We start from the raw sequence: 21169 nt of genomic DNA, 5'->3' as shown, positions 1-21169 counted from the left end.
CACACGTCTGCTTCTGACCAGTGCGAAATTACTTTCAAAAATGTCTTGCTATGCAGGAGCTATCCACACAGGCCGTTCGCTGCGAGCGCAAAATCCAAAGGCTGCCAGAATTCGCGTAATGCCGGACCTTGCTGCCGTTCGCTGCCGCCAAACCAATGACCGCAATGGACAAACTGAGCAAAAATAAACTGCATTTGGATCACTGGTTCCGGCGGTAGTGCTTTCCATCGTCTCGCCTTAGGATAAAAGAAATAGACCTTTTTCGAAGTCGATAGAATGGTACTCAGTCTCAGGAACAGCAGGTTGCGCCCGCTTGGAAAGCTTGTCCGAGCAAACCAAAAAGGCGAGTTACCACGCCTTGGCTCTCCTCCGGTTGGTCGCATGGGAAGTCTCGTCACTGAGTTCGCGAAGGCTTTATATTCCCAAATCGGGGACACAGAGCTTTCAATCGTGCTGCGCGGTTCACTCGCGCGGGGAGGCAGGTCACCCGCTGATATCGACTTGATGTTGATATCACACAAGCGGCCGAATTTGCCGTCGCTAAAGGCCCTGCCGCAACTGCCTTTAGAAGTGGAACTCGGTCTAGTTCCCTCAGAAAGGTTCAACGACCCAAAGAGCGGTGCATGGCCGCGCTTCGCTTTGGGGCATAGCGGATTTACCATTGTGGGTCCTGATTATCTTAGTGATCTGCCAGAACCCACAATGGGGCCGGTCGTCATCGCTCATCTACGGGGACTCAGACGCTGGTGGCCGCTCCAACCATTGGATTGGTCGAGTTCTGAAGGAGAAAGGCGTCAAATCAACGGATGGCTCGCTAAGCGTATCATTCGCTCTTTAGCTGAAGGAGAGATGTTGCGGCGCGGTGTCTACAGCAGAGATATTTGGCCATGTTTGCAGATTGCGAGCCTGGCCTTTCCAAAACACACAACCTTACTGACTGACATAGCAGAGCAGGCGGTTTTCCCTTCAGGGAAGTTTGCCAACCGCTCCCGATTGCTCGAAGCGAGGCCGCTCTTAGAGAGGGCGCATGCGCTACATCTCCGTCGGTCGATAAGACTGCCATGTTGAGCTGAGCAGACTTTCGCGCGACGTGCAGCATCCGTGACTCTGGGCTCGGAGCCGCATTAGATCAGCGCAGCATGTTCGTCTGTCAGATAAATGCTTCAACAGGGTCGGCCCAAAAGAGACATTCGTCATCCCACCCGTCGCTGCACTGCGGTTCCTGAAAGCAGACTTTCACGAGCGCTCATACAGCTTGCAAAAATATGTCATTGCTGTGCCAGGAGCGAACTCATAACAAAATCCTCCACACAACCAATTATCGCAGTCATAGGCGTTTCTGACAGCACACTTCGATACGCGCTGCCTTCCAGGACCTCTATGATCAATTGCGAGGCCTGAAGTGGGTCCGGAACGGTGCGCAAATCTCCTTCCTCTATCCCTCGCTGCACAATTGCTTCGAGCGCGTCGGTGAGCATTGCACGGTTCTCTACAAATAACTGCGCAATATCTGGCTGGCGAATGGCTTCGCTCGAGATTTCCAACGTAAGGATAACATTTTCTGGCGCAGCCAGATATTTGGCGTAAGCGCCGATGAAATTCTTCAAAATCGCCGGTGCGGATGATCCAGAACTAAGAATGACAAGAAACCGCTCCAGGTCACGTCGCTCCAGCATAGCGATTTCAACAAGCACATCATGTTTTCCGCGAAAGTGGTTGTAAAGATTTCCAAGGCTGATACCCGCCCGGGTCGCAATGTCGCGAACACCGGTCTGGTGATACCCGCGCTCGAGAAAACACATGACTGCAGCTTCCAAAATTTGATCGCGCCTTTTTGCCGTTGCCCTCTTTCGAGCCAAGCCTGCCTTCTCATCTTTTGACATTTTTTCAATCTCTATATTGAACGAACGATCGTTCATAGTATATAACATCTTATCCACACCTGCAAGGACAATGGATTCGATTGCGCTGAGAAAGGCCGTTTCATGACTGAAAAACTCGCGGGACCGCCACAAAATCCGAAACGCCGATGGCTATGGATCGTGCTTGCTCTGCTGCTGCTGGTCGCAATTGTTATCCTACTGTTCGACACCGAAGACACAATTGACGTTCAGGCGACAACGACTATGCCACAACCGCCTGTTGTTTCCGTGGTTACAATGCCCCCCAAGAGGGTACAGGCGCAAATTTCCGCCTTCGCCGAGGTTCGCCCCCGCTGGGATGCCGAACTGAAATCGGCCGTATCCGGGCGGATCATTGCCGTTCATGACGCCGCGTTGTCTGGGGCAAAGGTGGAACGGGAGAGCCCTTTATTCTCGATCGAGAAAGCGCCTTACGACAGCGCCGTCGCCGCAGCGGAGGTGGAGCTTGAACAGGCGAAACTGGGGCTCCTGCGCGCGCAGAACAATGTCACCGTTGCGAGACGCCAGTTCGACCGGGATGAGGTGGAACCGCCAACTGATCTGGCACTGAATCTGCCGCAACTGCGCGTTGCGGAAAAGATCGTTGTGGCAGCCGAGGCGCGCCTGAACGCAGCACGAACCGAACTTGCGGAAACTGATGTGGTCGCGCCGTTTTCGGGCTTTGTCACGCGTCGCTTTGCCAGCCTTGGTCAAACGGTCGCTCCGGGCGATGCGCTCTTGCACATATCCGACGACAGGCAATTCGAACTGGTTGCCGAATTCAGTCAGGCGGATTGGGCGCTTCTTGATCATCCGGTATCCGGGGCGAAGGCAAACCTGATACATCGCTCTGGGGCGGTGTTGGGAAAGGCTCAGGTCCGTCGTGGAGGTGGGTTTCTGGATCAGAACACACGACAGGTGCGGGTCTTTCTAGACGTCACCTCACCCGATGATCAGATACTGGCAGGCGATTTCCTAAAGGTTCGGCTTCCAGGACGTATGATTTCAGACACACTGACCCTGCCGGAAAGCACACTGACCCGTGCCGGGTTTATTTGGCTGGTCGGGAACGATGAGCATCTGCAACGGATCAACCCGGACATATTGTTCCGAAACGAGGGCACAATCACAATCTCGGCGCCGGAAGGGTCAGGCCCTTGGCGCGTGGCAAAAACTCCGCTGGCTTCGTTTTTGCCGGGTCAACGCGTGACGCCGTTATTGGATGAGGGCTAAGTCATGCACACCCTGACATCCTGGTTCATCCGCAACCCGGTCGCCGCCAACCTGATGATGGCCCTGATCCTTTTCCTTGGGGTGCAGACGCTGCTGAATATACGCATCGAAGGCTTCCCACGCATCCCGCCGGAAAACGTTACCATCGCGATAGAATTTCCGGAAGCGACAGCCGAACAAGTGGATGAGTTGGTCACGCAGAAGGTTGAGCAAGCCCTTGAAGGGCTGGAAGGCGTGCGCAGCATTACATCACAGTCTGAAAACGATCTCAGCTTGGTCACGGTCCGTCGCGCAGGCGGTGAGAAACTGCAGGCTATCCTGGATCGGGTGCGCATTCGTATCGACGGGTTGACCGACCTGCCTGAAAGAGCGCGCCGACCCGTGATCGAAGCATCAGGCTTTGATTTCCCGGCACTCTATTTGAATATGTACGGTGAAACCGATCCAGCCACACTGCAAACCTTGGCAAAGCGCCTCAAGGAAGAGCTGCTGGCCCAGCCGAAATTGTCCCGTTTGCAAATCTGGGGGTTGATCCCACGTGAATTGCGCATCGAAATCGACCCGGCGCGATTGCGACACTACGGCCTGACCGTCGCGGATGTTACCCGAACGATTGAACAGAACTCGCTGACATTTCAGGCCGGTCGGTTGCGTACAGAAGGCGGGACTATCTTTCTGCGAGCCGATGACCGGGCAAGGTACGGACCGGAATATGCGGCTCTGCCCATCATCGAACGCGGCGACGGATCGTTTGTACCTCTAGGTGATATTGCCACTATCGAAGATGGATTTCAGGATGGCGAATACCTGTTTCGATTGAACGGGAAGCCGACCGTGGGCATGGAGGTTCTGGTCGGACAGAAAGAAAACCTGCTTGAGATCAGCAATGTTGTACGCAGCACGGTGGAGGGGTTCAGCCGGCAACTACCGGCGCAAATTCAGATTGAGGTGTGGGGGGATAGCGCTGGCTACATCGCGGACCGGCTGGCGCTGTTGAGATCGAACGGTGTGCAAGGCCTGATCCTTGTGACCCTCATGCTGTCGATCTTTCTGAACGTGCGGCTGGCCTTCTGGGTCGCGATGGGCATTCCAGTTTCGGTCATGGGGGCGATTGCAGTCTCGGGCTCGAAATGGGTGGACTATTCGCTGAACGACGTGACCACATTCGGTCTGATCATCGCGTTGGGCATCCTGGTCGATGATGCCGTCGTCGTCGGTGAAAGCGTCTTTGAGGAACGCCGCAACGGTAAAGATCCGATCAAAGACACAGAGCGCGCCGTTCACCGCGTAGCCGTCGCCACTGTGTTTGGCGTACTAACCACGATCGCGGCTTTCTTTCCGATGCTGCTGATCGACAACCCGCTGGGCAAAGTGCTGGCCGGATTTTCGGGGATCGTGATCCTGACGCTGATCTTCTCGCTCATCGAAAGCAAATTCATCCTGCCAGCCCATCTGGCACAGGTTTCGATGGGACGAGAACGCCGATATCTGCTGACCCGCCTCTGGGGGCGTGTACAGGACGCGGCGCAGGGTGGGTTGTACTGGGTCCGGGACCATATCTACCAACCTATGCTCGTCGCTGCAGTGCGCCATCGCTACGCCGTGCTGATCCTGTTCATCGCTGCCGCAATGCTGGGACTTGGCCTTATGTATAAGGGCAAAGTTAGGACGGTGTTCTTCCCCGAAGTCCCCGGTCAGATTATTACCGTGAATCTTGAAATGGACGCCCGTGCGCCCTTTGCGCTGACCCGCTCGAACATAGACCGGATTGAAAGCAAACTGAACGATCTGAACGCAGAGCTTGCCGAAGACGCCGGTATGACCACGCCGCCAGTTCAAACTGTGTTCACCATCATCAATAGTGCAGTCAGTGCTCAGATCTATGCCGAGATGATCCCGGTGGCCGATCGTCCAGAGGTTCCGATCCTGAAGGTGGTGCGGGACTGGCGCGAACGGGTTGGCGAAGTCGAAGGTGCGACGGAGTTGGAGTTCACCGGGTCCGAAGCGCTTGCCGGAGGGTTTCGCATTCGGTTGGCTTCAAAAGACGAGGATTTGCTGCGGCAGGCCAGCGCTGAGATGAAGGCCTTTTTATCCCAAATCGAAGGCGTGGAAAATGTCCGCGACGGGCTTGCCGGTGGTCAGCCAGAACTGAGGTTACGAGTGCGTCCGGATGCGCGGCAACTTGGGTTCAATGCAGAGACCCTTGCCAAACAAATCGGCTATGGGTTCGGCGGGGCCGAAGTGGCCAAGGTCAGGCGTGATGGCTCGGAAATTCGCGTGCTCGTACAGAATGCGCAAGAAAATCGCGACACGCTTGCCGACTTGATGCAAACCCGATTACGGAGCGCATCCGGTGCATGGGTACCGCTGGAAACGGTTGCCGAAATCGAAGGGACCTATGCCTCTGGCATCGTCAACCGCCGCGACGGCAAACGCATGAATATTGTGGCAGCCTCAATCAACCGCAATCTTGTCGCGCCAGAAGAAGTTGGACAGGCGGTATTCGAACAACTGGTTCCCAGACTTTGGGAAAAATACCCGACTGTGACTGTCCTGCCGGCTGGCGAGTTGGAGGAGATGTCTGACATCAGCGACGGATTGAGACACGCGCTGTTATTGGCGGCGGTGCTGATCTATGTGCTGATGGCCGTACCGTTGAAAAGCTACTGGCAACCATTCGTCATTCTGGCCATCGTGCCCTTTGGCTTCATTGCAGCCGCCGTCGGCCACCTGATCATGGGTGTATCGATTTCGCTGTTCTCGTTTTTTGGCATGCTGGCATTGACCGGTGTGATCGTGAACGACAGCCTCGTTATGATCACACGCTACAACCAAGCCCGTGACGAGGGTCAGCCCGTGAACCTGGCCTTGAACAGCGCGGGTATCGGGCGCTTCAAAGCAATTTTCCTGACCACTGCAACGACGGTGATAGGCTTGCTGCCTTTGCTGACCGAAACGTCTGAGCAGGCGCAATACCTGATCCCGGCCGCAATCTCTCTGGCCTATGGCGAGCTGTTTGGCACCGCGCTGATGCTGGTACTTGTACCCGTGCTGATCGCAATTGCCGAAGACATCATCATGATCTTCAAACCGACCCTCCCAAAACCAGATACGGAAAGGACAATGGTATGTACCGAAAACTAATGGGCGCTGCCATCGCCATGGCGACATTGGCAACACCAGCTGTTGCGGACGGATTGAATGTAACCGTGGACGGCATCCGGAATGCCAAGGGAAACATCGTGATCCTCGTTTTTGACGACGCGCGCGCCTTTGACAATTTGGACGCCTGGAGTGCCATTGACTACGCCCAAGTCCCATCGCGGAAGGGCAGTATCAGCTATGAGTTCACTGACCTGAACGCGGGTCCATATGCAGTGTTTTCGTTTCATGACGAAAACAAGGATGAAGACCTGAACATGACCGCCACACAGCTTTTGGAAGGCGTCGGTTCGACAGGCGCCCCAAATCCCCAAGACGAGCCAGGCTTCAAGGCCGCCTCTGTCTGGCCAGGCGATGTCCGTGTTCGCATCCACTATGATCAGTAGCGCTCTATGTTAACGGATCGCAAACTTACAATTCGCACGCTACTGAACGTGTTTCGTTGGCGTGTCGGTGTGACTTGGGGCCTGATCCTGTCCGAGATGGCACTGACCGTTTTAATCCCGCTTTACATGGGCTTTGCCATCGATGGGTTGCTTGAAGGAATCGTTGAGCCCTTCGTACATCTTGGTGCGCTGATGGCGTTCCTGACTGTAATCGGTGTAGCCCGGCGAATTTATGATACACGGGTTTATGGGACGATCCGCGTCGAATTGGGTAACACGCTTGCGTCGCGATTTTCGAACTTACCAGTATCAACGCTGAACGCCCGTATTGGAATGGGACGAGAGTTGGCTGACTTTCTGGAGGACGTTCTGCCAAATGCAATGGCAAGTGTCTTACAGTTTGTCGTTTCAGCGGTCCTGCTCTTCTATTTCTCACCAATGCTGGCGGTGTCAGCCTGTGCGGTCCTGCTCGGCATGATCTCGGTTTATGCGCTTTTTCAGGCGAGTTTCTGGAGGTGGAACCGGGAACTGAATCAGCAAATGGAGCATCAGGTCTGTACTCTGGAAAAACGAAAGCATCGCCCAGTGCTGGTTCACCTGAAAAGGCTACGGAAGTACGAGGTAAAGCTCTCGGACACCGAGGCCATCCTGTACGGTACGATCTTCATCCTGTTGATCGGTTTGGTTCTATTCAACCTGTGGTTCGCAACGCAAAACCTGGATGCAACACCGGGTGCGATCTTTTCAATTGTCAGTTATACATGGGAATTCGCGGAAGCAGCCCTTGCCTTGCCGATTACGCTGCAATCGTGGTCGCGACTTTCCGAAATCACGACCCGGCTGCAAAGCGGCTGACCAGAACACCTACTACTCCAAGTAGAAAAAATGTACGGTCGAGCTCGGCCCATACCGGCCGTTCATCCACCGCGCTGGTGTCGCACTGCGGCCCGTCATTCCTGACATTCGCTGCAACTGCACAGTCTGGCCAAGTGTAGGTTCAAACATTGATTCCACGTGGTCGATCCGGGTTTAAGAGTTGATTCCATTAATTCGAGTTCTCAGGTAATACATAATGATGGATATCGTCGTCATTACGACCATCATCACTTCTCTTTTTGTTGTAATCGGCGTGGCGGAACCATTGGCTGCACGGTTGCGCCTGCCTTACAGCGTTATCCTTGCCGTCCTGGGTATTGTGATCGGACTTGGCGCGACGTTCTTTCTCAATACTGACTTGACGGATGCACTGAACCCGGGGGCGCAGGCGATTATTGATTTGCCGATCCGGTCAGACGTCTTCCTCTATGTTTTCCTGCCAACGTTGCTCTTTCAGGCCACACTCGGCATGAACCTGCGCAGGATGCTGGATGACTGGATGCCCATCCTGATGATGGCCGTTGTGGCGGTGATTGTGGCGACCCTCTCTATTGGCTATGCGCTGAGCTGGGTAAGCGCGCTGCCGCTGGCCGCCTGCCTGCTGATTGGTGCCATTGTGTCGACGACTGATCCCTCGGCGGTTGTCAGCATTTTCCGGTCAATCTCGGCACCGCGCAGACTGTCGCGAATAATCGAGGGCGAAAGCCTTCTTAACGATGCTGCTGCGGTCGCTCTTTTCGGGCTATTCATGAGCTTTGTCATGCTCGGAAGACCCGATCCACTCCTAAGTGAAGCCGTAGGACAGTTTCCGCTGTTGATCACAGGCGGAGCACTCACCGGTTGGCTCATGGCGCGCCTAGCAGTTTGGCTGATGGCCTTTGTAGATCGCTGGGAAATGGCGCAGATTTCAATTTCCATTGCGCTGCCATACCTCGCCTACATCATTGCAGAACAAAGCGTCGGGGCTTCGGGTGTCATTGCGGTGGTGGCCGCAGGACTTACGCTAAACCTCACAGGCCCCGGTCGTTTGTCACCGGTCGCCTGGACAAATCTGCAAGAAGTTTGGGATCTTCTGGCACATTGGGCAGGCGCGCTGATCTTTATTCTTGCAGCATTACTGATACCGCAATTGTTGGAAGAGGTGCGACCGTCCGACTTTGGCCTGCTGGTTGTGGTGGTTCTGGCCGCCATGTTCGCACGGGCAGCAATTCTGTTCGGGTTGTTGCCATTACTGACGGCAATCGGTCTGTCGCCTGCTGTTGAACGCCCATATCGCACCGCAATACTGTGGGGTGGGCTTCGTGGTGCCGTGACGCTGGCGTTGGCGCTTGCTGTTACCGAAAGCACCCATATTCCGCTTGAGACCAAGCGCCTGGTTGGCATTCTGGCCACTGGATTTACGCTGTTTACACTGATTGTTCAGGGGACAACCTTGCGCACGGTGATCACAAAACTGGGGCTCGACAAGCTCTCTCCACTTGACACGGCGCTGTCGCGCCAAGTGGTCGCGGTCGCCTTGCAATCGGTACGCGAGGACGTGTCCCGAACCGCAGAAAACTATAACCTGACCCATGATATCGTCAGAAACGAAGCCAAACAGTTTAGCGAACGCCTGGACGAGGCCGTAAAGGCCGCCGAAGACAGTGCGCAGATCCTGGATCGTGACCGGGTCACGCTTGGCCTTATTGCGCTGGCCGGTGCAGAGCGGGACTCTGTTTTGGCCCGGATGCGGGAACGCACCATGTCATCGGTTCTGAGTGAGAAGATCCTGTCCGATGCGGATCGGCTTATCGAAGGCGCACGGACCGGTGGGCGGATCGGTTATCAGCGCGCATCAAATCGGTCCGTCGTTTACGGCAGGTCTTTTCGGATCGCCGTGTTTCTGCACAACCGGCTTCGCATCTCGTTCCCACTGACCAGGATCACAACTGATCGGTTTGAAAGGTTGCTCATGCAACGCCTGATCCTGCGGGATCTCGATGGATTCGTCCGCGGCCGCATACGCCGGATCCACGGCCGCCGGGTTGCAGAATTGCTGGATGAAGTGTTGGCGCGTCGATCCGAGGCGGTTGAAACAGCGCTGGACGGTCTGCGGCTGCAATTTCCCGGCTATGCCGAAAAGTTGGAGCGGCGATTTATCCGGCGAACCGCGCTGCGACTGGAAGAGCGTGAATACGCGGTCATGCGCGAGGACGGCCTGGTGGGCGAAGAACTCTATTCCGTGTTGATGCAGGAAGTGGCAGAACGACGTGCTATATCTGAAGGGCGTCCGGTACTGGACATCGCCCTCAAAGGACGGGATCTGGTCAGGCAGTTTCCGCTATTTTCTGATCTCGACAAAGCTTCACTTCGGAAACTCAGCAGAGCACTGCGCACCCGCTATGCCAACGCAGGTGAAACTATCATATCCGAAGATGAATTTGCCCGGAGTGTATTCTTCATTGCTTCCGGGGCGGTGGAAGTGGAACTCGGCAGGCACAGTTCGCGGCTGGGCCGCGGCGAAATGTTTGGGCAATTGGCCATGCTATTGAAACGGCCCCGTCGCGTAAACGTGCGGGCGTTGGCACCCTCGACCCTGCTTATGCTTGACGAGGCAAGTTTCCGGCGCTTGCTGCGGCGAAGCAAGGCCATGCGAAACTCTGTCAAGATGAGCGCTGACAAGCGCATGATCGACCCAGCGGTGTTGGATCTGGATGAGGCAGAGGGATCCTCTGAAAAAGGGACCATATCTTGAGAGATTCTCAATTAGAAAGGAACCGCGAAATCAACAGTAGTGTTTCACGGGCACCAGCCGGATTCTGTCTCGTTGAATGTCTACTCCTATCAGAGGCTTGTTCACTCGAAAAAAACCGTCACTAATCTCTACATCTCGGACAATCGCCGAAGTTTCCTACCTCCCATTATAAGAGCGTCAGTCAAGAAGTGCAGCTGCATGAGACAGCTGCGTACGCGATCTGCGACATATCCGACCCATTCCAGACCTTCACTCACCTTCTGCAGTGCTGCGGTGCGGCTCGTCATAGCTGCCGTTGGTGCAGCGCGCAGCATTTCAGTTATCAGGATGACTGCACTGCGGGTGCGGTTTCAACGGGTCGACGAGCCATTCAACAAACGGTGGTTTTTGAAAGGCGGTAAGGCGCTTCGACTTGTTGCATTGCAACCATTACCATATGATTTTGGTCTATCTTCAGGCGACGCAGCTTTGAGCACAGATCAGGCCACCTTCAGTATAGTAGAGCATTAATGGCAAGTGAACGGTACTTTGAAATCCTTCTGTCTCGATCCGTCACTCATGTTTTTGGCGACGGATACTCGCTTGTCGCCCAGCAACTAACACTTCCAAGTGGGCGCATCGATATGTTGCTGCAACATCAAGACGGCACAAAGCACGTGATTGAGGTGAAGAAAGACAAGGCCAAGCCTGACGCGGTTGATCAAGTCACCCGCTACGTAGAGGACTTTAAGCTACAAGGTGCTGACATCGTGCAAGGATGGGTAGTGGCAAACGAAATCCCAGAAAAGACTGATATTTATGCCAAAGGTAACAAGGTTCGAACTCTCGCAATACCTGAAAGTGACTATCTGGAGATCATGACTGCATCGGGAATATCAGACCAAGAGTTGCTCGGGAAACGTGTGGAGGCTAGCATACTCATAGGCGGCGAAGTCCAGTCATTTCGAAAAAATGAGGTTCCCCTTGAAGATGCCGTTACTGAGTTGAACGCAGATATGCGGGCCTATGTGCTGCACCAGCATCATGCAGGCACTTTCGAATTCCAAGCGGGAAAATGCAAATCGCCATAATCTATAAAGGTGTAAAAATCGGAGGCATAAACCGAGGCCACAAGCATAATTTCATCTCGTCAAACATAATTCTCGATGGAGCGGACGAAGCTGTTTTGATCAATAATGGCTTCGTAAGGAAAACCAAGACTCAAGCTAGTAGCTCTCATGTCCATGTGTATTGGATAAACAAGATCGATGATGTTGAGGGGCTGGACAATGTTCTGGTGCATTTTTCGACGTCGATAGATAGGCGTCTATTTTCTACGTTGTGATCGCGACAGCTTAGAGATTGCACGCATTCAGTCCCTTCCACAAACGCTCGTTTTTGGAACAACTGATAAAGGGCCAGTTTTCCGCTGCCAAAAACCCCATTCAAAACCCATGAGGTAGTTGAAAGCTTTTGCCACTCTGGTGATAGCAGCCATTCGAACACAATGCAGCATCGGTCATACAGGGCTCGTTGCCGCCATCGGAGCAACCGCGGCATCTTATTGGAGGGCCCAGATCGCGGCGATGAGGACAGCCCGGAGCTGCCGTTCGACCGCAGTCACCGTTGCTGCGGTGCGGCCCGCCAGAGGAGACTTTCACTGTAACTGCGAAATATGGGTTTTGTCGGTCTCACCGAACGCGGACGAAGCGGTCATCGTGCTACTTACCGCCGATGACTGCTGTCGAAATTCTCTGCACCGAATTCAAGTCAGACAAAGTCGCTCGCCGAGTGCGAGATTAGTCCCACTGCGGCATGAACGCTTCGGCGTAGCGCGCACCAAATCCACCCTTCGGTAGGATTACGCAGGATACAGTTCTTTGAATCGCCCATAATTGAACCTCTGGTCTGGACGTCACTTGCGTATGACCAATTGTCAGACCGAAGTTAAGTTATTTCGAAACGGTCAGCATAAGCTTTCTTCAGCACAGGGCTGCGTCGGGCAAAGAGAGAATTGGGTATGTTTTCGCCCGCGAGACGCCAGAATTCGAGACCTATGGCGTTAAAGTGTGGACCGATGAATTGGAAACTCAGATCCTTGCAGAGCTGATGCCCTATTGGGCTTGCGGCGATGGCGGCCAGATCCTTTAAATAAACCTCCCTATTCACGAGATCTTCCAGAACTTTCACAAACCCATTTAGCAGATGAAGTGCAGATTTTTGATGTTCGTGCGCGATGTAGACACCAGCGCAATATCCGAAGTAGTCGCCAGGAAGAACCGGGCGTCGAAGGGTTCCCAGACTGAACTCAGCTTCGACCAGACGGCACTCGCGGAATCTAGCTTCCAAATCTTCATCCAGGAAAATGAGCGAGATATGAGCGGCTAATTCATCTCCAACCATGACATAAACGCCAGACATCGCCCCATCCTCTAGAATCTCCGCCCATATGGGATCGCATGCGGAGAACCCGTCGGGAAACTCATGAGCACTTGCGAGTTCCAAGGCCTGAACTGCGGCATCGGCAAATTCAATTGATCCGTATTCCTGTGCCACTTCATGTTCGCGAAGAACTCGGTAGGAAGCGTGTGTTCCACTTGAACGGTTTTCCCAATCCTGACGGCAAGCCACAACTTCATCCCGCGTCCATCCGAGCCTTTCTATCAAAAGGTGTTCTAGGTCGCCTCTTATGTAAGACAGTGAACGCTCATATTTGCTAATTGCATCCACACTTAACCCAAGCAAAGCAGCCAATTGTTCCTGTGACATTCGACCATGTTTGCCGTTGAGAGCTCGATAGCTTCGAAGTTTGTCGGCGAAGTTGGATGAAGGGGCGGTCATGTTGTCTCCGAATTGGTAGTGCCGCTGCTTATCAATATGCCTGACAATAGGTGATCGCCCAAGTGACTTACGGATGACTTACGGGTTCGGGCGGATCACGTCCGTGGCCCAGTTCCTTCAAACGAGCCAAGCTGGACGCCTAAACAGAAAAGGAACCTGCCATGTCAAGTCGCATAAGTCAGCTACCCGGTTCGCTCGACGCAATTTTCTTTGGGTTTACATCCGACCCGAAAACCCGGAGCCGTCGCAGGCCTGACACCAATTCTCCAAGAAGAATGAGACGCGATGGACCCGTTTCCCCAATGCGCCGCCACCGGTTTATGGGAAATCGTGACTACTAGAACGGAGCCACCATTTGTGAATGCGCTGTACAGGTCAGCTTGATGACATCTCCCAGCCAAGCGGACTTTAGTCGCATGCAGCGACTCGGTAGAATTGGGTTCCCCTTCAGCTTTCGCGATAAGATGCCTCAACGGTGACTTTTGAAGCGGGAATGTCAGCGCTTGAGTTAAAGCGTTGCATCATCAGATGCTTGGCTTGATATACCAACGGCAGTTTTGGTTCCGACGCGAACCCGGTTCATACCGCGTAAGCATCGGGCGGCTCTGAGCCGAAGGTGTGTAAAAACTCCGGCTCACGAGCTCTCTCGTCGCGCTCGTTTTTGGCACTTGTGCAAAAGCTCTCTCAGTAGCGCGAGAAAGCGCACGTAGAGGGTGTTTTCGGCTTATTTCACCAGACCGCCAGAGTATTCACACAGCCTCAGCCCAATCCGGACATCGTGCCAAGCTATCAAGCTCCACACCTGAACCTTTTTGTGCCGTAGACAATTCGCGTGGTTTCTTGTCTACTTAATAAAAATAAGCAAAATCTATTATTAGGATTTCATATGGGACTTTCAGTCATTGGTGCGGGGTTCGGTCGTACAGGCACCGAGTCGCTTAAAAGGGCCCTTGAAATATTAGAGTTGGGGCCGTGCTACCATATGTACGAGGTGCTGCCCCACGCTGAGCGCGTGGCGGTGTGGCGCGCGGCAGCCAGCGGGGAAACACCGAATTGGGATGACGTCTTCTCCGAATATAATGCTACCGTTGACTGGCCCGGCGCCTATTTTTGGCGAGAACTGAGCGCCCACTTCCCGAAAGCAAAGATCATTCTCTCTGTGCGCGACGCCGATTCTTGGTATGAAAGCATGGACAACACCATATTGCCGATATTGCGGAACAGCGACGACCCTAAATCAATTGGAGTAAAGCTAATCGCCGATGGCGTGTTCGGCGGTAATATCGCTGACCGGGACCACATGGTGTCCGTTTACAAAAAGAACATTGCGGACATTCAAGCCGAGTTCGGGGAAGACCGCCTTTTGACTTATGAGCTTGGTAGCGGATGGGACCCTCTGTGCGATTTTTTGGGCTGCCCAATCCCTGACCAGCCCTATCCACGAGGTAACGCCACCGATGAGTTTCAGCGAAAAGTTGACGCCATTACAGACGCGCCTTCTGGTTGAAACTGCTATATCCCAAACGCGCAATTGCACATTCAACAGCCACCTGAAGCGCCGTGTTCGTTTACGGCCTCAAATGCGCCATACGACCAAAATTCCGAACAGAAACGAACGGCAGCTCTGTCCCGCGATCTGTAAATATATCCCATCAAAAATGCTGCGCGATTCACGAATGGCCTGTTTTTCCGCCGCCCTGCGGTGCTGAAATCTGAGCGCCTGCGGCAATTTCCGTGTTATGCACGCGCGCAGAAGAAATTCGACACTTCTGCTCGGGGCTCACAACGGACCCTGGTGCCGTTGCAGAAGGGTTCCCCGCCCCGCCATTAACTGATCACACGGATCCGGCCCTAACCAGACATTCGACCTGGGTCTCTAATGCTGCCGTCGCAGCCCGCTCTGCGGACTTTCGCTGCAAGCGCAAAAATAGGAGCTAATAGAACGCACGGTTCGGGGACGAAGCTCACCCTAGATCTTACTCCATCACTGTCCAGTTTCATTGTACAGCGGTGTCCTTGATGCTGTTTTCCAGCTCTACACTCAAACTTGCGGCCAAATCGAAAAACTGTCGTCGCACAGTCTCGGCGTAGGGATTGGCCGTCTCAATTGCTTCGAAGACTTCTGGCGCATCATGCTGCACCATGGAAATCGCATCAGATAATAAGTCAAAGCTCTTCGTTGTCATGCGCGTTGGCAGCGGGCCCATTCTCAGAAGCACTTTGGCGATGAGGTGTGTGAGCCCTTGGATCACTGCTAATTCCTGGTCGTGATATTCTGGAGTCGTCATGATGACATTCAGGCCCAAAGCCTTGTGTAAAAACGCAGCCAGCCTCGCATGCCGTGTTCCCTGAATAGGGCAGACCGCAATTTTTAGACCCTCGATTCCTGTCCCCGCGCTCTGAGGGCCAAACAGCGGGTGAGTTGCGACGATGTCTACATGGTTCGGTAGCAGCCGCCGCATGATTTCCGCGGGAACGACCTTGACTGAGCCAACATCGACAATTAGCGCGCCTGGTTTGCAAGCAACTGCGATCTCGCTGACAACCTGCTCAAATGAGGACATTGGTGCCGCAATGAGGATCACATCAGCCTGCGATACTGCGTGCACCGATGTCAGACGCACACCGAGTTGCTTGGCGACGGTGGCAAGTCCCGGGGACGGATCATAGGCCGATATCTCGAAATGCTGGCCAAGATGAAGGGCTGCAAGTTGTCCGAATGCACCAAACCCCACGATGCCTAGCGACGTGATTTGACTTCCACAGTTGTTGCTCATTTTTCGACCTTTAAATTTGCCGCCCGGCACAAGGTCGATTTGTATGTTGACCGCTGACAGGGGCAGCGGAAAACCAATGATGAATTACCCGCAGCTATCGAAGCTGAGGATAATAGTCCTGTGATGCGAAGAACGATTTCACCATGACGTCAGCGATAAGGCACCCAATAGAGCAGAGTCAACGATATTGCTATTGCTGCCTGGAAGCCATTGGCTGTGGCGCAGCATCTGATCCTTGCCGCAATCGTTCCAGGAACTCGCAGCCCAAAGCGGACTTACACGGCTGCTGTCGACGCCGCAGCGCAACTTTCGCAATCCCGTCATTGGTGCACCTTGCGGCAATTTGGCAGCTCGGTTGTCGATCAGTAGAAAAGACAGCCCTTCGCTACAGCTGCGAAAGTTCGAATGTTTTGGAGATTTGGGAAACACGTCTAGCGGGAAACAGGCGTTCGTTGTAGTGACTAGTTGATGTTGGGTCGTACATTGGAGCCGACTTTGACGGGATGGTCAATTGTTTTGACGAACAGTATCGCAACAGGTCATAGCAGGGTATCGGCCATCGAACCTATCTCCAAAGAAAAAAAGATTTACCTACTAATATGATGGAAAAGCATAGTTCCAAACTACTCAGGAGAAACGGGATATTGAATAGTCAGCGCCGGATAGAAGATGTGGACCGGCTAGCAGAATTCTTTAAGCAAACAGGTGAGCTTTGTTGGGAATGAGAAGAGGCCAAGACTTCATTGGCGTCCGTTTTCGATGCTTTAGACAAGCTAGCGATGGCAGAGGTTCGGTATTATTACCGCGAAAGAACTAACAGGCGGCGGTACTCAAAACTATGTCGTTTGGCAGCTTGGGCATTTGGTACTGGTGGGTTGCTAGCGTCGCTTCTTTCCGCCGCGGACCCCGACCGTTTTCAACAGTTAAACTCGTATGGGTATGTTCTTATTGCGGTGGCGGCTATCGTACTGACGGTCAATTCTCTAATGGGTGGAACAGATGGTCATGTTAGATTCACCGCTACCCAAATCCGATTAGAACAGATCATCACAAAGTTTCGAATAGGCTGGTTCAGCTTTTTGGCACTGGTTGCCGAAGAGAAAGCTGACTGGGAAAGCGGCTTTGAAATAATCAAAAGTTATGCGGCGGCATTCCATGAAGAAACTGTGATGGAGACCGGGGTCTAGGGAAAGGCTCAGACCGCTGAACTCGAAAAGTTCAAGAAAATGCTAGATTCTAAGGGCGGTTCTGGCGGTAGCTAACGACTCTGAACCGCCTTCCGCGTTGCGGCATGGCCAATGGCCAAGAATTACCCAGATCGTCTCTCCGGCCCATTCCGGTCATTCGGCGACCGCGTGGTGATGCTGCGGTCGAACCCACTTTCCGGACATTCGCTGCGAGAGCGAAGTCCCCGGCGTGCTGAGCTTACACAACGCGAAACTTGTCGGATTTTCCCGAAGCCCCTTAACTTAAACGGATGTTACCTACTGGCTCTTATTGGTGCTTGTAACCGCACGCCAGCCTTCCTTTGGCGGTCTGTCTAACAGGTCTTGGGCGCGGGCCATCATGGCGACTGAGGCGGGGTCTCCGTTTCGCGCCTGGTCTGCGGCCGCGAATGCGGCAACGGCCTCTTCAAACCGCCCTGTCCGATAATGTGCAAGGCCCTGTTCATAAGCCTCTATCCAGGCAAATGATCCATCACGTCCATCCGCCATCGCGATCAGTTCGTAGACCACAAGCTCTTCAACACGTCCAAACACGGTAAGCGTGTCCAACTCGCGGACCACGATTGCGTCAGCGGCCTGTCGCCTCGTTTCCGGCCCGACCAGGATCAACGTTCCATAGTCTTTGTTGGCCCCTTCCAACCGACTGGCAACGTTCACGACATCACCAATCGCGGTGTAGTTCAACCGCTGCTCTGATCCGATATTTCCGACCAGAGCCTCGCCGCTGTTCACCCCGATCCTTACGCATAGGGGGTTGCCGGCCTCATCTTCAATTCCGGACGCGCCCACGGCAGCGACAAGGTCCAGCGCTGCGCGGCAGGCATTTTCAGCGTGGTTGGCATCTTTACGCGGTGCCCCCCAAAACGCCATCACGGCATCGCCAATAAACTTGTCGATCGTCCCACCGTTTTGAGTAATGGCCGCAGAGGCCGCGCTGAAGAAGGGCTCCATCAGCTGGACAATATTTGGGCCAAGTTTTTCGGACAGCCCGGTGAAACCCGTTACATCGCAAAACAACACAGAGATCTGTTTCATTTCTCCGCCCGGCTGTATCTTGATGCCCTCAGCAACCAGCATACGCACGAGATCGGTGGGCACGTATTTTCGGAAAGCGGACAAACCAGCGGCCATGCTCGCGGTTGCCGCAGAAAGATTGGCAAGCTCAGACAGTTTGGAGGGTCTGCGCTCAATGCGTTCGACGTCAAAGCGTTCGATTTTGCCAAGATCTTCGGCGATGCGTGCCAACGGATTTGCGACAATGCTTCGGATCAGCCAGATCGCCAACCCGGTTGCGACGATCACCACACCGATCAAAACGTATATCAGGTTTATCAGCGTTTCATCGATGCCCGATAGAAACGCCGCTTCGGGTATGACCGTGGCAACGCGCCAACCGTAAAACCCCAGTGGTGTCAGCGCCACCGCATAAGGCACGCCGTCGATGACGACACGTTTCGTCAACGTGCCCTGGGCATTCGCTTGGGGGTCTGCCAACAACCTTTCGCCTGAGATCATGGCAACTTCATAAAGCTTCCCTTCGCCCATGCGCGCCGGGGTAATCTCATCCGCTTCTGCATCAGGTACCGCAATAACTTTGCCGTCAGCGTTCAGAATAAATGCCGCGCCGAATTCGCCGGGCGCAAGCGTGGCGAGAAAACGTGACAAACGATCCGTTTCGATTGCAACGGCCAGAACACCTTGCCGCGTTCGGTTGACGTCTATCGGACCAGCAAAGGCGTAAACGGTTTTTTTACTATCCGGAAGGTCGCGCGTTTCGATCCACCCCGCAGAGCTGAGACCCATGAAGTTTTCAAACCAGGTATGTTCGCGCGGATCATAGGATGTTTTGGTAAAGGTCCGCTCCTCGAACTGAATGTCACCGGGGATAAAGATGTAGCGATCCTTCCGCAGCATTCGGTCGCGGATTCCCTTGTCGATTTCAATCATCTCAAGCCCGCCGTCACCTAGACGGTGTGACGCGAAAAAATTGCCATCGGGCCAACCAAAGAACATCCATGAGATATTCGGCTGCGCCTGCAATTGCGACAGAAAAACAAACTCGCGCTTGTCGGCCTGTCGCGTCGCGATGACGTTCTGGACAAAGATCGTGCGAACGGCTGCCCAGGCGGCTTCGGCCGACCTAAGCGTCACTCCCACCTCGATGCGGACAGTGTTCGCGATCTGGCCGTTGATTTCAGCTGCAAGCATGCGGCTATTGTCGCGCGCAGTCGTCCACCATAGGGAATGGACAATAAAGGTCGACACCCCGATAGACACAGCCACCAGAATTGACACAGCGATGCCCACGCTAAGTCGCACTTAAATCTCCGCCAAATTACTCATATTCTTCAGTATTGAATTGAGATTGCAAGGAGGGCATAACTTTCTTGGACCTATCCCAAAATCTCACGCAACTGTTAGGTAGCAGCAAAGGACTGTGTTAAAGCGGGCGCTTGAACATTGACTACTTTAGCTGACCTTTGCGATTTTGCCAGATACTGTGTGCAGATGCACGTGCGGTCCAAAGGAGACACTGAAGGATGTGAGCGGTTGCTGCGACGCGGCCCGTCGAAGCTGTCGTTCGCTGCGGGGCAAACCAACACAACAAGCTTTTTGCGTCGCGCATCGGCAATGTTTTCAGAAAGGCATTGTGGGGCGGTTTTTTTGCGGGTTCCTGGAAGTGCGACCATCCTGCCCAATAACCTCTGCTTCTAGGGCGCTGTGTGGCCGGACAGAAGCGATTTCTCATTCTTGATGTGGCGTGCAATCAATTGCTTTTGCAGTTTCCCGGATGGGATTGGGAACGCGGTTTTCGGGGCGTATTCGAGTTCGGCTATTTCGGGAAAGATGCTCAGGATTTCGGTTCGTGCTTCCGCACTGATGGCCTTGAGCACTTCCGGTCCGGTATACAGGCTTTCCGATGGCGCGCCTTCGGCATAGACTACCTCGTGCTGTCCAAAAAGAAGATGAAAATACTCGACGCTCTGGGCATCCTGATCGACGAAAACACCGGGCAGCGTAGTCAGATTGACAGCGGGCACCAAAACCTCGGAGATCCCGAACATGCGCTCGACGATCTTTGAAGACACCAACATCCGGTGCTGTCGAGAGACCATAAGATCACGCTGAGGCAAGCCTTGGCCCAAAGCTCCGGCACTGATACGAACCGGGCGCAGCTTAGGATTCACAGCCAGTTCCGAGATAGATATCCTACGACGAAACACGCGCACCAGGGTGGCAAAACCGAGCCCTTCACCTGTGGGATGAAAAACTTCGACCTGATCGCCAGCTTTCAGATCCTCGACCGCTTTTTGACCGTGCCTTAATCGAACATTCGTTCCGCCGACGAAACAGGGAACAAAGTCGGAAATAGGCAGATTTACGACTGGATTAGCAAACGCTCCGTCACCAAGCGCCGTGATCGTTAGTACTGTGTTGAGGGGAGGGACATCTCCTATGAAGCCGATGAAGAACCCTTGCTCAGCCCCGCCACCAAACGCGTTGTTGCCGCTGGAATCATAGTCAAAAACGCCAATCGTATAGGTGTTTGTGCCATCCGTGACTTCGTAATTGTAGTCCCAAGCGATTGCATTCCCGAGGTAGGTTTGCGTGATGTCGTCTGGGGTTTCGTTGGTTACACCGTCTCCTTCGATGGTGTTGGGGTCAACGCCATCAGTGATCGTTATCGTATTGTACGCAGAGATTTGAAATGAGGTACCAACACCACCGAATTGGGCCTGCGCCGTGGTCAGAGTCGTGTCCGTTCGAAATGCTCCGAATATGTTTGGCATAACCCTTTTTCAGACCAATTCGCCGACGCTTTTACTTAAGCGACTTGAACCCACTCGCCTGACCTCAATTAGTTGTCTGTTCTATTCTGCACAATAATAGGCGTTGTTGCATGGACCCTCGGCCCGCTGGTATCGGATGCGTTCTGTTCGTCGAGGATGCTGTAAATACCGCACAAGTTCAACGCCGCTCGTCGTGAGAAGATCCCGAAGCAAAAGTATAGGGTGACCAACTGGACTGAATACAACGAAAGCCTGCGGCGGCG

The 21169-nt window shown here is 53.8% G+C and carries 13 protein-coding genes and 2 pseudogenes; 10 read left to right on the top strand and 5 right to left on the bottom strand.

Annotated elements, in window-relative coordinates; genetic code table 11:
* Nucleotides 1-187, top strand: a 187-nt coding sequence (locus tag BLU89_RS21665; protein ID WP_218129441.1) for a hypothetical protein, incomplete at its 5' end; no start/stop codon positions are given.
* Nucleotides 188-1268: 1081 nt separating this feature from the next.
* Here the strand turns inward: BLU89_RS21665 and BLU89_RS20705 are convergent.
* On the bottom strand, nucleotides 1269-1919 hold the full coding sequence (locus BLU89_RS20705) for a TetR/AcrR family transcriptional regulator (RefSeq protein ID WP_245709814.1): 651 nt from the start codon (nucleotides 1917-1919) through the stop codon (nucleotides 1269-1271).
* A gap of 66 nt (nucleotides 1920-1985) precedes the next feature.
* Between BLU89_RS20705 and BLU89_RS20700 the strand changes: the two genes are divergently transcribed.
* The 6 genes from BLU89_RS20700 (at nucleotide 1986) to BLU89_RS20670 (ending at nucleotide 11362) form a co-directional block, all read left to right on the top strand.
* Entirely contained in the window at nucleotides 1986-3134 is a 1149-nt protein-coding gene (locus BLU89_RS20700; RefSeq protein WP_074739589.1) for an efflux RND transporter periplasmic adaptor subunit, read from the top strand.
* A 3-nt stretch (nucleotides 3135-3137) separates the two neighbouring features.
* A complete protein-coding gene (locus BLU89_RS20695) occupies nucleotides 3138-6278 on the top strand; it encodes an efflux RND transporter permease subunit (RefSeq protein ID WP_074739587.1) in 3141 nt (1046 codons plus the stop codon).
* On the top strand, nucleotides 6263-6682 hold the full coding sequence (locus BLU89_RS20690; protein WP_083347840.1) for a DUF2141 domain-containing protein: 420 nt from the start codon (nucleotides 6263-6265) through the stop codon (nucleotides 6680-6682). The genes BLU89_RS20695 and BLU89_RS20690 overlap by 16 nt, the downstream gene beginning before the upstream one ends.
* Nucleotides 6683-6688: 6 nt before the next feature.
* Nucleotides 6689-7537 (top strand): ABC transporter six-transmembrane domain-containing protein, encoded by an 849-nt coding sequence (locus tag BLU89_RS20685; RefSeq protein WP_074739577.1) that lies wholly within the window; start codon nucleotides 6689-6691, stop codon nucleotides 7535-7537.
* 220 nt (nucleotides 7538-7757) lie between these two features.
* A complete protein-coding gene (locus BLU89_RS20680) occupies nucleotides 7758-10292 on the top strand; it encodes a cation:proton antiporter (RefSeq protein WP_074739593.1) in 2535 nt (844 codons plus the stop codon).
* A 509-nt stretch (nucleotides 10293-10801) separates the two neighbouring features.
* The gene (locus tag BLU89_RS20670) at nucleotides 10802-11362 is read left to right on the top strand and encodes an endonuclease NucS domain-containing protein (RefSeq protein WP_074739573.1); all 561 of its coding nucleotides are present in this window, start codon (nucleotides 10802-10804) and stop codon (nucleotides 11360-11362) included.
* 856 nt (nucleotides 11363-12218) lie between these two features.
* Here the strand turns inward: BLU89_RS20670 and BLU89_RS20660 are convergent.
* Nucleotides 12219-13112, bottom strand: coding sequence for a helix-turn-helix domain-containing protein (locus BLU89_RS20660; RefSeq protein WP_143030648.1), 894 nt, complete (start codon nucleotides 13110-13112; stop codon nucleotides 12219-12221).
* An 886-nt stretch (nucleotides 13113-13998) separates the two neighbouring features.
* Between BLU89_RS20660 and BLU89_RS20655 the strand changes: the two genes are divergently transcribed.
* The gene (locus BLU89_RS20655) at nucleotides 13999-14619 is read left to right on the top strand and encodes a sulfotransferase family protein (protein ID WP_074739567.1); all 621 of its coding nucleotides are present in this window, start codon (nucleotides 13999-14001) and stop codon (nucleotides 14617-14619) included.
* 490 nt (nucleotides 14620-15109) lie between these two features.
* Here the strand turns inward: BLU89_RS20655 and BLU89_RS20650 are convergent, their stop codons facing one another.
* Nucleotides 15110-15889: a prephenate dehydrogenase gene (locus BLU89_RS20650; RefSeq protein ID WP_074739565.1), complete on the bottom strand. Its 780-nt coding sequence runs from the start codon at nucleotides 15887-15889 to the stop codon at nucleotides 15110-15112.
* A gap of 740 nt (nucleotides 15890-16629) precedes the next feature.
* On the opposite strand from BLU89_RS20650, the pseudogene BLU89_RS20645 reads away from it, so the two are divergent.
* A pseudogene (locus BLU89_RS20645) lies at nucleotides 16630-17076 on the top strand (SLATT domain-containing protein); the annotation flags it as partial.
* Nucleotides 17077-17373: 297 nt separating this feature from the next.
* On the opposite strand, the gene BLU89_RS20640 reads toward BLU89_RS20645, so the two are convergent.
* Nucleotides 17374-19434 carry an adenylate/guanylate cyclase domain-containing protein gene (locus BLU89_RS20640; RefSeq protein WP_074739562.1) on the bottom strand — a complete coding sequence of 687 codons (2061 nt, stop codon included), beginning with the start codon at nucleotides 19432-19434 and terminating at the stop codon, nucleotides 17374-17376.
* Between the two features lie 392 nt (nucleotides 19435-19826).
* Complete coding sequence (locus BLU89_RS20635) at nucleotides 19827-20906, bottom strand: Hint domain-containing protein (RefSeq protein WP_074739560.1); 1080 nt, start codon at nucleotides 20904-20906, stop codon at nucleotides 19827-19829.
* Between the two features lie 165 nt (nucleotides 20907-21071).
* Between BLU89_RS20635 and BLU89_RS21845 the strand changes: the two are divergent.
* Nucleotides 21072-21169, top strand: a pseudogene (locus tag BLU89_RS21845) (IS5 family transposase); the annotation flags it as partial.

Source organism: Ruegeria halocynthiae (genome assembly GCF_900106805.1).
GTDB lineage: Bacteria > Pseudomonadota > Alphaproteobacteria > Rhodobacterales > Rhodobacteraceae > Ruegeria > Ruegeria halocynthiae.
Note: the sequence above shows the minus strand (reverse complement) of the source record. Positions and strands in the feature narration are given on the sequence as shown.